16 protein-coding genes are annotated in these 12,812 nt (G+C 59.4%); 9 read left to right on the top strand and 7 right to left on the bottom strand.

All coding sequences use genetic code 11. The features are described 5' to 3' along the window. Positions 1-6: 6 nt before the first annotated feature. The 5 genes from ybeY to miaB form a co-directional block, all read right to left on the bottom strand. On the bottom strand, positions 7-498 hold the full coding sequence (ybeY, locus tag Q1A20_RS08685) for an rRNA maturation RNase YbeY (RefSeq protein ID WP_299916753.1): 492 nt from the start codon (positions 496-498) through the stop codon (positions 7-9). Between the two features lie 37 nt (positions 499-535). Next, entirely contained in the window at positions 536-1,552 is a 1,017-nt protein-coding gene (locus Q1A20_RS08680) for a PhoH family protein (protein ID WP_299403248.1), read from the bottom strand. Positions 1,553-1,712: 160 nt separating this feature from the next. Next, positions 1,713-2,021, bottom strand: a complete 309-nt coding sequence (locus tag Q1A20_RS08675; protein WP_299916752.1) for a hypothetical protein — start codon at positions 2,019-2,021, stop codon at positions 1,713-1,715. 12 nt (positions 2,022-2,033) lie between these two features. Continuing rightward, positions 2,034-2,543: an OmpA family protein gene (locus Q1A20_RS08670; RefSeq protein WP_299403245.1), complete on the bottom strand. Its 510-nt coding sequence runs from the start codon at positions 2,541-2,543 to the stop codon at positions 2,034-2,036. A gap of 256 nt (positions 2,544-2,799) precedes the next feature. Next, the gene (gene miaB / locus Q1A20_RS08665) at positions 2,800-4,125 is read right to left on the bottom strand and encodes a tRNA (N6-isopentenyl adenosine(37)-C2)-methylthiotransferase MiaB (RefSeq protein ID WP_299916751.1); all 1,326 of its coding nucleotides are present in this window, start codon (positions 4,123-4,125) and stop codon (positions 2,800-2,802) included. A gap of 110 nt (positions 4,126-4,235) precedes the next feature. Between miaB and Q1A20_RS08660 the strand changes: the two genes are divergently transcribed. After that, entirely contained in the window at positions 4,236-5,105 is an 870-nt protein-coding gene (locus Q1A20_RS08660; protein WP_299402943.1) for a hypothetical protein, read from the top strand. 45 nt (positions 5,106-5,150) lie between these two features. On the opposite strand, the gene irr is transcribed toward Q1A20_RS08660, so the two are convergent. Further along, positions 5,151-5,570 carry a Fur family transcriptional regulator Irr gene (irr, locus tag Q1A20_RS08655; protein ID WP_298973700.1) on the bottom strand — a complete coding sequence of 140 codons (420 nt, stop codon included), beginning with the start codon at positions 5,568-5,570 and terminating at the stop codon, positions 5,151-5,153. 208 nt (positions 5,571-5,778) lie between these two features. Between irr and fabA the strand changes: the two genes are divergently transcribed. From fabA to Q1A20_RS08635, 4 genes are all read left to right on the top strand, one after another. Then, positions 5,779-6,288, top strand: a complete 510-nt coding sequence (gene fabA, locus Q1A20_RS08650; protein ID WP_298973702.1) for a bifunctional 3-hydroxydecanoyl-ACP dehydratase/trans-2-decenoyl-ACP isomerase — start codon at positions 5,779-5,781, stop codon at positions 6,286-6,288. A 37-nt stretch (positions 6,289-6,325) separates the two neighbouring features. Then, positions 6,326-7,555, top strand: a complete 1,230-nt coding sequence (fabB, locus tag Q1A20_RS08645) for a beta-ketoacyl-ACP synthase I (protein WP_299402941.1) — start codon at positions 6,326-6,328, stop codon at positions 7,553-7,555. 10 nt (positions 7,556-7,565) lie between these two features. Then, positions 7,566-8,357, top strand: coding sequence for an enoyl-ACP reductase (locus Q1A20_RS08640; protein ID WP_299402939.1), 792 nt, complete (start codon positions 7,566-7,568; stop codon positions 8,355-8,357). A gap of 76 nt (positions 8,358-8,433) precedes the next feature. After that, positions 8,434-8,766 carry a hypothetical protein gene (locus Q1A20_RS08635; protein ID WP_298973710.1) on the top strand — a complete coding sequence of 111 codons (333 nt, stop codon included), beginning with the start codon at positions 8,434-8,436 and terminating at the stop codon, positions 8,764-8,766. A 130-nt stretch (positions 8,767-8,896) separates the two neighbouring features. Here the strand turns inward: Q1A20_RS08635 and Q1A20_RS08630 are convergent, their stop codons facing one another. Then, positions 8,897-9,340 carry a peptidylprolyl isomerase gene (locus Q1A20_RS08630; protein ID WP_366142078.1) on the bottom strand — a complete coding sequence of 148 codons (444 nt, stop codon included), beginning with the start codon at positions 9,338-9,340 and terminating at the stop codon, positions 8,897-8,899. A gap of 168 nt (positions 9,341-9,508) precedes the next feature. Here Q1A20_RS08630 and Q1A20_RS08625 point away from each other — a divergent pair, with 168 nt between their 5' ends. The 4 genes from Q1A20_RS08625 to pcaD are packed head-to-tail and all read left to right on the top strand — an operon-like array spanning position 9,509 to position 12,802. Beyond that, positions 9,509-10,195 carry a haloacid dehalogenase type II gene (locus Q1A20_RS08625; RefSeq protein WP_299402937.1) on the top strand — a complete coding sequence of 229 codons (687 nt, stop codon included), beginning with the start codon at positions 9,509-9,511 and terminating at the stop codon, positions 10,193-10,195. After that, the gene (locus Q1A20_RS08620) at positions 10,195-11,019 is read left to right on the top strand and encodes an alpha/beta hydrolase (RefSeq protein WP_299402935.1); all 825 of its coding nucleotides are present in this window, start codon (positions 10,195-10,197) and stop codon (positions 11,017-11,019) included. The genes Q1A20_RS08625 and Q1A20_RS08620 overlap by 1 nt, the downstream gene beginning before the upstream one ends. Beyond that, positions 11,016-12,017 carry a threonine/serine dehydratase gene (locus Q1A20_RS08615; protein WP_299403242.1) on the top strand — a complete coding sequence of 334 codons (1,002 nt, stop codon included), beginning with the start codon at positions 11,016-11,018 and terminating at the stop codon, positions 12,015-12,017. The genes Q1A20_RS08620 and Q1A20_RS08615 overlap by 4 nt, the downstream gene beginning before the upstream one ends. Then, positions 12,014-12,802, top strand: a complete 789-nt coding sequence (pcaD, locus tag Q1A20_RS08610) for a 3-oxoadipate enol-lactonase (RefSeq protein WP_299916750.1) — start codon at positions 12,014-12,016, stop codon at positions 12,800-12,802. Before Q1A20_RS08615 ends, pcaD begins: the two co-directional genes overlap by 4 nt. Positions 12,803-12,812: the final 10 nt, after the last annotated feature.

Here is a 12,812-nt window from a genome sequence, read left to right as displayed (position 1 = left end):
TCAGCGTTAATATGGGTCATCAAGACCCATTTTGCCAAGTATTTCGGTTTCCAATGCCTGCATCAGCGTGGCATCGCGGTCACGGACATGATCGTATCCCAAAAGATGTAACAGCCCGTGAACAACCAGATGGGTTGCGTGATCTTCCAGAGATTTTTGTAATTCGACCGCCTCGCGCGCGCAGGTTTCATAGGCGATCGCGATGTCGCCCAACTCGAAAGACCCATCAAAATCGGGCATTGGCGGTGCCGGTGCGTGCCCCTCGATCTCTGCGGATAAATCAACCGCTGGCCAGCTCAACACATTTGTCGCGACCGGTTTGCCCCGAAACGCCTCGTTCAGCGTTGCAATCCGCGCGTCATCACAGGCCAGCAAGGAGATCTCTACCTGTTCCACCGGTAAACTGACCTGGGTCAGCGTTTGCGAAATGGCCCGCCTTGCCAATGCATCCACTGCGATCTCACGCCATCCGGGCGCTTCAATCAGAATGTCCAACATGATTTATCCGATGTATCGCGCAGCCCCGGCATCCGCCTCACGCCGGGGGTGTCTCTGCTTCATATGCCTCGATGATCGCCGCCACGAGCGGATGGCGCACAACATCTTTGGAGGTGAAGTAGTTGAAGCTGATCTTGGGGATCGATTTCAGAAGCCGCTCCGCATCAGCCAGACCTGACGAAACCCCACGTGGCAAGTCGATCTGTGTGCGGTCACCGGTGATCACCATGCGCGATCCTTCGCCCAGACGGGTCAAAAACATCTTCATCTGCATGGATGTCGCGTTTTGCGCCTCATCCAGCACCACAAAGGCATTGGACAGGGTGCGACCGCGCATGAAGGCCAGCGGCGCAATTTCAATCTGCTTTTCTTCGATCAGCTTGGCCAGTTGCTTGCCGGGCAGGAAATCCCCCAACGCATCATAAAGCGGCTGCATGTAGGGATCGACCTTGTCTTTCATATCCCCTGGCAAAAAGCCCAGGCGCTCACCGGCTTCAACCGCGGGGCGCGACAGGATGATCTTATCCACCTGACCTGCCAGAAACATTGACACGCCCACAGCCACTGCAAGATAGGTTTTACCCGTGCCCGCCGGGCCGATGCCGAAGGCCAGCTCATTGTCAAAGAGCGATTGGACATAGGCTTTTTGCGCTTCTGTGCGTGGCTCTACCCGTTTCTTGCGGGTCTGAATTTCGATGCGATTGCCAATCGGCATTTCCAACTGGTCGCCGTCCCGCGTGCCGGTCGCCTCCTCGAAGGGGCCCATCCGCAATTCACGATCCACATCACCGGCCTCCACCGCGCGACCGCTTTCAAGACGCGCGTAAAGCGCGTGCAGCACGCGAATGGCATCTGTCCGAGCCTCGGCATCCCCCAAAACGGCAAGCTCATTGCCCCGGCGGACAATCTGGACGCCCAGCGCCTTTTCGATTTGCGCAAGATTGGCATCATATGCGCCGCACAAATCGATCAATAAACGATTATCAGGGAAATCAATTGTACCGCCGGGTGCGGCAATCAATGTTTCTGTCGGACTCGGATCGCTGGGGGCCAATCGCTGTTCCTCAAGCATGGGGTTACAAATGACGGTGCCAATTACATGCGCTCAACACAAGCGCAACCGCATGGAAATCACAACATTGAAACATTCGCCGGACCGAAAAAAGGCGCGCCGGTGATACCAGCGCGCCCCGAATGGTCATGACTGCGCAAGATCAGAAAATATCGCCGATGATCGTCGTCGCGCCACCTTTGAATTCGCCGGTGGTTTGCGTCGGTGCGGCGATGCCCGAACACACCGGTTTGCCGGTTTTGCGATCAAGGCGTGCAGACAGATAGCCTTCCAACCCATCATCGATAATCCAATGATCACAGCCATTGGGATCGACCCATATGCCAGCCTGCAACTCCAGCAACTCTTTGGAGTCTATACCTCGGTCAGAGGTTTTGTTGGCACTCAATTCGCCACATCCGCTCATCGCGACGGCACAGACAACGAGCAAAATCGATTTATTATGTATCATCTGCAGGCCCCTTCAGCGTACGCACGTGACTTCAACACGGCGGTTCTGAGCCCGGCCAGATGCTGTATCGTTGGATGCCTTTGGCTGGCGTTCACCCAAACCGCGAATGTCCGACACAACCGCGCCCTGCGATCGGGCGACGTTTGCAACCGTGTTTGCCCGCGCCAGCGAAAGCCGCATGTTGGACGCATCCGACCCTTGGCTGTCTGTGTGCCCGGTGATCACAAAAGATCTGGCCTGTGTGGTTGCAAAGAATTCTTCGAGGCTGGCGCGACCGCTCGCGCTGATCTCGGGGCTGCCGCTCGCAAAAAACGGATCAGAATTCAAAACGCCACAGATATTTCCGTCTCGGCAAACCGGAATGCCGTTGCGATTGACATGCGGGGTCATGAACCCTTCCGCGCCGTCATCCATCACCCAATGTTCACAGCCATCCGGGTCCACCCAGATTGTGGGGATGTACTGCCCCTTGTCCAAACCACCCTGCGATGATTCCTGCGCAGCGCTGGCCCCGCCCTGCAGCGAAACGGCCAGGCTCAGCGCCAAGCACGCCAGCCTTTGTCCGGCATCGGAAATATTGAAACCCAAAGCCCTGTCCCTCACTTTAAACCCAAAACCGATCCTCAACGTCAAAATCCACGCGAGGAAATACAATTTATCAACACGTTATTTAAAATCTAACTATCATCAGGCGCAAGAACTTGCACGTATTGTCTACGCTTTGGCATCACTGCAGTGTCAAAAAGGGCATTGCTGACGACATGTGCAAGATTAACTCTTAATTTCGCCTTATTGCTGCCAAGGAGTTTCGCTTGGCCTCAGTGATTCTCACCGGCACGATATCGCCGACCGCCGCGTCCGAATTCTCGATGTGCACGGCGTGCAGATATTCCGACTTGCCAACCATCTGACCAGGGTTGCGCCCCGGCTTTTCGACCAGCACATGCAAATCCCGGCCAACCATGGCGTTTTGAATTTCCTGTTGCTGGCGCGTGATCAGCGCCTGAATGCGCTGCAGCCGCGCATCCGCCACATCCGCGTCAACCTGGGCGCGCTCGGCCGCCGGTGTCCCAGGACGGGTCGAATACTTGAAGGAATAGGCGTAGCCGTACCGCACGTTTTCGATCAGATCGAGGGTCGCCTGAAAGTCCTCTTCGGTCTCTTCAGGAAAGCCGACGATGAAATCGCCTGACATCAGGATATCGGGGCGTGCAGCCCGGATGCGCTCGATCACCCGCAGATAGCTTTCAGCGGTATGGCTGCGGTTCATGCGTTTGAGAATGCGGTCGGACCCGGATTGCACCGGAAGATGCAGGTAGGGCATCAGCTTGTCGCAACTGCCGTGCGCCTCAATCAGGTCGTCGGTCATATCGTTCGGATGGGAGGTGGTGAACCTAATGCGCTCCAAACCATCGATGTCATTCAGGGCCCAAATCAGCTGCGCAAGGCTGTGCTCTGCGCCATCAGGCCCGGTGCCGTGATAGGCATTCACGTTCTGACCCAGCAACGTGAGCTCACGCACGCCGCGATCAACCAGCTCGCGCGCCTCGTCGAGAATGCGCGTCACTGGGCGACTGGCTTCCGCACCCCGCGTATAGGGCACCACGCAGAAGGCGCAAAACTTGTCGCATCCCTCCTGCACGGTCAAAAACGCCGAAGGCGCGCGCGCCGCTTTGGTCCGCCCTTTGAGGGTTTCGAACTTGTCTTCCTCTGGGAAATCGGTGTCGAGCGCCGTCTGCCCCGCCCGCACCCGTGCTTCCATTTGCGGCAACCGGTGGTAGGACTGCGGCCCGACCACTAGATCAACAGCAGGCTGGCGGCGCATGATCTCCTCGCCCTCCGCCTGGGCGACACATCCTGTCACGCCGATTTTCAGGTCCGGGTTCTCGGTCTTCAGCGCCTTGAGGCGGCCCAACTCGGAATAAACCTTCTCGGCGGCTTTTTCGCGGATATGACATGTGTTCAGCAGGATCATATCCGCTTCTTCAGCGGTTTGCGTTTCCACATACCCCTGCCCGCCCAGCGATTCCGCCATACGTTCGCTGTCATAGACGTTCATCTGGCAGCCATAGGTCTTGATGAATAGCTTTTTAGGCGCGGTCATGGGGTTTCCGGAACAAAGGAGGTTGGCGCGGTGCTTACCAGCCCCGGCAGAGGCTTGCAATGAACGCTGAATTAACTGATTCTGCGTCATGCAGCCAAGCGGAGAGCCTGATGCAATATACAGATGTGACCGCGTTCCTGAAAGACGGCCAGACCGCCCTGACCAAGGGACCGGTCGCGATGATCTTTGTCGAAGACGACGTTGAGGTTGCAACCACACTGCGGCACCACGAACAAATGGGCTTTGCATCGGTGCTCGCCTTCATGCCAGCGGTTTTCGATCTGTCGCGCGATCTGCAAGAGACCGTGCACCGAATTGACTATGACGCCACGGCGGAGGGGGCGGTTGAAGCCGCGGTCAATGCCATCGCGGCAGCGGCCACGGGCGTTTGGATGTTTTACTGCTACAACGCTGAATACCTGTTTTTTCCCTTCTGTGAGACACGCAGCATCAGCGAGTTGCTCGCTTTTCACACCGAAGAGCGACGCGATGCCATGCTGACCTATGTGGTCGATCTATACGCGGATGACCTGTCGGAGCATCCGGATGCCGTGTCGCTGGACCGGGCGCATCTGGATCGGTCAGGCTACTATGCCTTGGCGCGCAAGGATGCCGAGAACGGCTATCAGCCCAAGGAACGCCAGTTGGACTTCTTTGGCGGGCTACGCTGGCGGTTTGAAGAACACGTGCCCTATACCCGACGCAAGATCGACAGGATCGCACTTTTCCGGGCCCAAGCCGGTGTGGCGTTGCGGGCCGATCACACGTTCTCGCAGGAAGAGTACAATACCTATGCCTGTCCCTGGCATCACAACCTCACGGCGGCGCTCTGCTCGTTCCGCACCGCCAAGGCGCTGAAACGCAACCCGGGCAGCACCCATGGCATTCACACGTTCAAATGGCACAACTCGGCGCCATTTGAATGGCATTCACGGCAATTGCTTGATTTGGGCCTGATGGAGCCCGGCCAGTGGTTCTGACCTCCTCAACGGGGCCACTCCTCAGCCTGCGAAATCAGGAAAGCTTCAGGATTTGCGCCGCAGCCGGATGACCACATCAACCGATGCAATCTCGGCCCCTTCCGGCGCGTCCGGAATCTGTGCGATCACCAATTGGTCCGATGGTGCGTCTGTGAGCTTCGCATCATCTTCCCAGTAGAAATGCGGGTGATCGTGGGTGTTGGTGTCAAAGTAGCTCTTGGATCCATCCACAGTTACTTCCTGCATCAGACCCGCATCGCAAAAGGCACGTAAGGTATTGTAGACCGTTGCCAGCGACACCGGCTCGCCCTGCTCCTTTACGGAGGCAAACAAGCTCTCCGCTGTGACATGACGATGCTGACCATCACCGACCAGCAACGTTGCAAGCGTCACCCTTTGACGCGTCGGACGCAGCCCGGCCGTCGCCAGCCAGGAGGCTCCTATGTCTTGTTGCGCACGTGTCATGGCACCCTCTTGATCATGCTCGCCTATTATATAGGGCGCTTTGCGAGGCATTTTCAATTGAATAAGCCGATTTTGTCTGCGCGCTTTGACGCGGCAAGGGGGCTTGATCGCGGGGCGCATGGCCTGTTCCCGCACTTGCAGAGCCCGCAAACCCGATGCTAGAGGGGTTTGACCAACAAAAAAACTGCCGAGCAGGAGACGCGCCAGTATGGCCCAATACCCCACAAGCTTTGACAAAGATGCCCTGCTGAAATGCGCGCGCGGGGAGCTTTTTGGCCCCGGGAACGCGCAGTTGCCCGAACCGCCGATGCTGATGATGGACCGGATCACCGATATCTCGGGGGATGGTGGCGAGCACGGCAAGGGTCACGTTGTCGCTGAATTCGATATCCAGCCGGATTTGTGGTTTTTCGACTGTCACTTTCCGGGAAACCCCATCATGCCCGGCTGCCTCGGGCTCGACGGGCTGTGGCAACTGACCGGTTTCAACCTCGGCTGGCGCGGCTGGCAGGGCCGCGGCTATGCGCTTGGCGTTGGCGAGGTCAAACTGACCGGCATGGTGCGTCCGGATCGCAAAATGCTGACCTATTACGTTGATTTTACAAAAGCCCTTCAGACCCGGCGCTTGACAATGGGGGTTGCCAATGGCCGGGTGGAAGCAGACGGCGAAACCATCTATCAGGTAACTGACATGAAGGTCGCGCTGTCAGAAAGCTGACGCCTGAACACGCATCGAAGGAATGAAGGAGAGCGCCATGCGCCGCGTCGTCGTGACAGGATTGGGGATCGTCTCATCCATCGGGAACAATGCCGAAGAGGTTCTCGCCTCTCTCAAAGCGGGCAAGAGCGGCATCGTCGCCAGCCCGGAGATGGCAGAACACGGGTTCCGCAGCCGGGTCGCCGGCACGCTCAAGATCGACGTATCCGAGCATATCGACAAACGCACATTGCGGTTCATGGGGCCGGGCGCTGCCTATGCCTACATCGCCATGGCGCAGGCGATTGAAGATGCCGGGCTGGGCGAAGAGGTGGTTTCCCACCCGCGCACCGGTCTGGTGGCAGGCTCCGGTGGCCCCTCCACCAGTGCCATGCTGACCGCGCACAACGTCGTAAAGGATACCGGTGCAACGAAACGTATTGGACCTTTTGCGGTGCCCAAATGCATGTCCTCGACGGTCAGCGCCAACCTCAGCACGGCCTATAAGATCAAGGGCATCAACTATTCGATCACTTCGGCCTGCTCGACCTCGCTGCACTGCATCGGCAACGCAGCAGAGCAGATCATGCTGGGCAAGCAGGACGTGATGTTTGCCGGCGGTGGCGAAGAACTCGACTGGACGCTCTCTTGCCTCTTTGACGCGATGGGCGCGATGAGCAGCAAATACAACGACGCGCCCGACACGGCGAGCCGCGCCTTTGACGCCAACAGGGATGGGTTCGTAATCTCCGGGGGCGGCGGGATTGTCGTGCTGGAAGATCTGGATCATGCGCTTGCGCGGGGTGCCGATATCTACGCTGAAGTGACCGGCTATGCGGCCACGTCGGACGGCCACGACATGGTTGCGCCCTCTGGCGAAGGTGGCGGGCGCGCCATGCAGATCGCCCTTGAAACACTTCCAGAAGGCCGCAGGGTCAGCTATATCAACGCGCATGGCACCAGCACCCCCGCTGGTGATCAGCCGGAGATCGAAGCAGTGCGCCGTGCCTTCGAAGGCCTGGCCCAGCCGCCTGTCAGCTCTACCAAGTCGATGACCGGGCACAGCCAGGGGGCCGCAGGCGCGCAGGAAGCGATCTACTGCCTGCTGATGCTGAAGGAAGATTTCATCGCCCCCTCGATCAATGTTGAGACCCTGGACCCGGCGTTCCAGGCTGATGAGATCGCCACAGAACTTGTTGAAAGTGCCGGACTCGATTCCGTGATGACCAATTCCTTCGGGTTCGGCGGCACCAACGGGTCCATGATCCTGTCCAAGTATCAGGGGTAAGAGAGTATAAATGTCTGGTCTACTGAACGGAAAACGCGGCCTCGTCATGGGCGTGGCCAATGAACGCTCCATCGCCTGGGGCATTGCCAAAGCCATGGCCGAGGCGGGCGCAGAGCTGGCTTTCACCTATCAGGGCGACGCTTTTGGATCTCGGCTGGCGCCCCTCGCGGCTTCGGTCGGTTCGGATTTCATGGTCGATGTGGACGTCACCGATGATGCCTCGCTGGACACCGCGTTTGAGCAACTGGCAGACCGCTGGCCGACCATTGATTTCCTGGTGCATGCCATTGCTTTTTCCGACAAGAACGAGCTGACGGGGCGGATCCTGAACACCACCCGTGACAATTTCAAACAAACCATGGACATCAGCGCCTATTCCTTCATCGAAGTTGCCCGTCGGGCACATCCGATGATGGTGGAAAACGGTGGCACATTGATGACGCTGACCTATCAGGGCAGCAACAGCGTTGTGCCCAACTACAATGTGATGGGTGTGGCCAAGGCGGCGCTGGAGAGTGCGACGCGCTATTTGGCCAATGATCTCGGCCCGGACGGCATCCGGGTGAATGCGATCTCACCCGGCCCGATGAAGACGCTGGCGGGGGCCGCGATTGGTGGCGCGCGCAAGACCTACAAACACACCGATCAGAACGCACCTCTGCGCTCCAATGCGACGCTCGAAGCGGTGGGCGGCACGGCTGTATACCTTGCGTCAGACGCAGGCGCCTGCACCACAGGAGAGGTCATTCGCGTCGATGGCGGCTACCACGTTCTGGGCATGCCGCAGGGTGAAAACCTCTGACAGGCTGACCCCAGAAGCCTACGCGGCGGCACCGTGACGCCGCAGTCATGCCATATTCAACGCCGACACTGTCAGCATGTATAGTTACGCTGATTCCCGTACCCTGCGCCAAGCGCGCTACATTAAACGCGCCAGTCGCGCCCGCCGTTTTGGCTGGCTTCTGATGCCGGTCACCGCCGCAACGTTTTCGGCGGCGCTATGGTCAGATCCGGCGATCCAGCCGAAACTCATGGATGGCCTTGAGGTGGTCAAACCGATGGTGACCGCCATGATCGACGGTGAGTTTTCGACGGACGAAGTGCGCGAGCTGCAGGAAGCCGCCATGGAAAGGGCCGCCGAATTCAATGCGAAACTGGCTGGCCTTCCGGTATCCAGAACACCGGTGAACCGCCCCGAGGTCGACGGCTAAGCGTTTCGGGGAAAACCTGAAACGACGAACATCATTTTCCGCGGTTGCGCCGAAGGCGAAAGGCGGCAAACAGGGAATCTAGGCATTTGCCGGAACGCCATAGGCTGCACCCGACACGCCGGGATCCCGATCACTTGATCGACATCAGCTCGATATCGAATTTCAGGTCCTGACCAGCCAGCGGATGGTTGGCGTCGATGGTGACCGTCGCCTCATCCACTTCAACGACCATCACCTGCATGGCCTGACCATCCGGGGTCTGCACGTTCAACTGCGTGCCGATGTCCAGCGGCACGTCTGCCGGAATGCCCTCGCGCGGTACCGCCTGACGCATTTCCGGATTCAGTGGGCCATAAGCCTGATCGCAGGGAATTTCGACCGTCTTTTTGTCGCCGACCGCCATGCCGGGCAGCGCCACATCCAAACCGGGAATGATCTGCCCCGATCCGACCTCGAACTCCAGCGGCTCGCGCCCATCGGAGGTGTCGAATGGGGTGCCATCCAGCAAAGTGCCCGTATAGTGAATGCCAACGGTATCGCCCGTTTTAACCTGGGTCATCAGTTCTCCGATCATATGTGAGAAGGGGTGTTGGAGGCCGCGTATCTGCGCAGGTTCTCCTGAGATGCGGATAGCCTGCCCGTCCCTTTTGGCCGAGTAAACCCGAAATCCGCGCATTTGGGCCTTTTCGCGCAGGTCGCGCCGTGACAATCTGACCTCAAGCTTTGCAACAGGAGCGCGCCGATGCCGATCACGACTTGTGTTTTTGATGCCTATGGCACGCTCTTTGATGTCGCAGCCGCAGCGCGACAAGCGGCTTCTGAACCCGAATTCGCACAGTTGTCGGATCGTTGGCCGGCACTGGCGGAACACTGGCGCCAGAAGCAGTTACAATATACCTGGCTGCGCGCGATCACGCAGGCGCATTGCGATTTCTGGGACGTGACGCAGGAGGGTCTGGATTGGGCCCTGGAAAAAACCGGGCTGGAGGGCGACGCACCGCTGCGCGAGCGGCTTCTGGCGCTCTACTGGGAGCTACAGAGCTATCCCGAAGTGCCGCAAATGCTGCAGCGCCTGAAAGACCAGGGCATGGCGACCGCGATTCTGTCCAACGGGTCACCGGATATGCTGCGGGGTGCGGTGACCTCTGCCGGGATCGAGGCGGTGCTCGACGACACGCTGTCGGTTGAAAGCGTTGGTGTCTTCAAGCCGGACGCGCGTGTCTATGATCTGGTGAGTAAACGGTTTGGCTGCGCAAAAGACGAGGTTCTATTCGTGTCGTCCAACGGCTGGGATGCGGGCTGCGCCACCGGCTACGGGTTTCGGACGGCCTGGGTGAACCGGGCCGATGATCCGGTGGACCGCCTGCCCTGGCGGCCCGCACACATCTTGCAGGACCTGACGGGCATTCCGGAATTGGCAGGGCTTTGATGGCACATTTCAACTCCTCCGATGGGCTGTCATTGCACTACACCGACCAGGGTGATGGCCTGCCCGTTCTATGTCTTGCAGGGCTGACCCGAACGACAGCCGATTTCGATTACGTCACCCCCTTTCTGGAGAACGTTCGGCTGATCAAGATGGATTACCGCGGACGCGGTGCGTCGGATTGGGATCCAAATTGGCAAAACTATGCACTGCCAATTGAATGCCGCGATGTGCTGGAATTGCTTGACCACCTCGCGCTTGAAAAGGTTGCCATTCTGGGCACATCCCGCGGCGGTCTCAATGCGATGGGGCTGGCTGCGGGTGCCAAGGAACGGTTGATCGGGGTGGCGCTGAACGACATCGGTCCGGTGCTTGAGCCCAAGGGCCTTGCCTTCATTTCCGGCTATTTGGGGCGCAATCCGGGTGCCAAGAACTACGCCGATGCGGCCCAGGCGATGCAGCAGTCTTACAGCGGTTTTCAGGATGTTCCCCTGTCGCGCTGGATGGAGGAAGCACATAAGCATTTCCGCCAGATCGACGGTCGGTTGGAGATCACCTATGATCCGCATTTGCGCGACGCGATTGAAGCCTTGGGCGCGCAGGCCGCGCCGGACCTCTGGCCCTATTTCGAGGCGCTTGAGGGTCTGCCGATTGCCTGCATTCGCGGTGAAAACTCTGATCTGCTGAGCCATGAGACGCTAAAGGAAATGGAGCGCCGCCGACCGGATATGATCAGCGTGACCGTCCCCGGGCGCGGCCATATCCCTTTTCTCGATGAGCCTGAGGCCGTTGCGGCCTTGCAAACATGGGTGAATGCATTGTCATGAATATCGAAATGATCCGCGCCGCCGCTGAGCGGCTTGAAGGTCACGCAAGACGCACCCCCCTGCTGTCTTCGCCATTCCTGGACGCGATCGCGGGGCGCCGTGTCTGGGTCAAACCGGAATGCCTGCAGCATACTGGCAGCTTCAAGTTTCGTGGCGCATGGTCGGCTGTCTCCGCCCTGCCGGAAGACGCGCGGGCGCGAGGTGTGATCGCCTACTCCAGCGGCAACCACGCACAGGGCGTGGCGCTGGCCGCGGCCTCACATGGTGCGTCGGCCGTCATCGTGATGCCGCGCGACGCGCCGCAGGTCAAAATCGAGAATACGCGGGCATTGGGGGCTGAGGTTGTCCTCTATGATCGGGCAGCGGCCGAAGACCGCGACGCCATTGGTCGCGAGATTGCCGATGCGCGCGGGCTGACGCTGATCAAGCCCTTTGACGAGCCGCAGGTGATCGCCGGTCAGGGCACGACAGGTCTGGAAATCGCGGCACAGGCTGCAGAGGTCGGCGTAACCCAGGCGGATGTGATTGTCTGTTGTGGCGGTGGTGGCTTCTCCTCCGGGATCGCCCTGGCCTTGGAAGCAGATGCGCCCGGGCTGCGCATGCGCCCCGCGGAACCCGAAGGCTTCGATGATGTCGCCCGCTCCCTACGATCAGGCAAAATCGAACGCAACGCCAGGGTGTCAGGCAGCCTTTGTGACGCGATCATCAGCCCGCAACCGGGCGACATCACCTTTCCGATCCTGAAACGACTGGCGGGCCCCGGGTTGGTGGTGACCGAAACCGAGGCACTCCGCGCGGTTGCGCAGGCGTTCAACCGGCTGAAAGTTGTAGCCGAACCCGGCGGCGCCGTGGCGCTCGCCGCGGCCCTCTTTCACGGCGACCAGATCGAGGGGGAAGACGTGATTGTCACGATCTCCGGCGGCAACGTGGACACAGATGTTTTCCAGCAAGCGTTGAACCTTGGCGACGAGGCCGTGCCACAAGGAGACGCCGCATGAAACTGCTGGATCTTGGCGATGTCAGGCTGCATTACCGCGTGGACGGACCCGACGACGGGCCGCCCGTGGTCTTTGCCAATTCGCTGGGTACGGATCTGCGGCTGTGGGATCCTATCCTGCCGCATCTGCCGGGTGGGCTGCGGATCATCCGGTTCGATAAACGCGGACACGGGCTGTCGACCTGCCCACCAAGCCCTTACACGATGGGCGCGCTGGTCACCGATACCGAGAGGCTGCTGGATCATCTGGGCGTCCGGGACTGCGTTTTCGTCGGGCTGTCGATTGGCGGGATGATTGCGCAGGGCCTAGCGATCAAACGGCTCGACATGATCCGCGCGATGGTCTTGTCGAACACAGCGGCCAAGATCGGCAATCCAGAGCTTTGGGCGGAACGTATCGAAGGCGTGCAACAGGGCGGCATTGAAAGCCTTGCGGATGCCGTCATGGAGCGGTGGTTTTCCAAATCCTTCCGGTCCACGCCGGACCTGGAGCTTTGGCGTAACATGCTCACCCGTCAGGAAGACGAGGGATACATGGGGTGCTCTGCCGCGATTTCCGGCACGGATTTTTACACGACGACCGCCAGTCTGCGCTTGCCGACGCTGGGCATTGCGGGCGCGGAGGATGGCTCCACCCCGCCGGATCTGGTGCGCGAGACCACCGATCTGATCCCGGGCAGCCAGTTCCATGTGATCCGCAAGGCCGGGCATTTGCCTTGTGTCGAACAGCCCGAAGAATATGCCGCCGTCCTGACCCGTTTCCTGAAGGAGGTGGGACATGTTTGACCGTCTCCCT

This window comes from uncultured Roseobacter sp., assembly GCF_947501835.1.
In the GTDB taxonomy this organism is placed as follows: Bacteria; Pseudomonadota; Alphaproteobacteria; order Rhodobacterales; family Rhodobacteraceae; genus Roseobacter.
The sequence above is the reverse complement of the archived record's forward strand: the minus strand, read 5'-3'. Positions and strand labels throughout refer to the sequence as shown.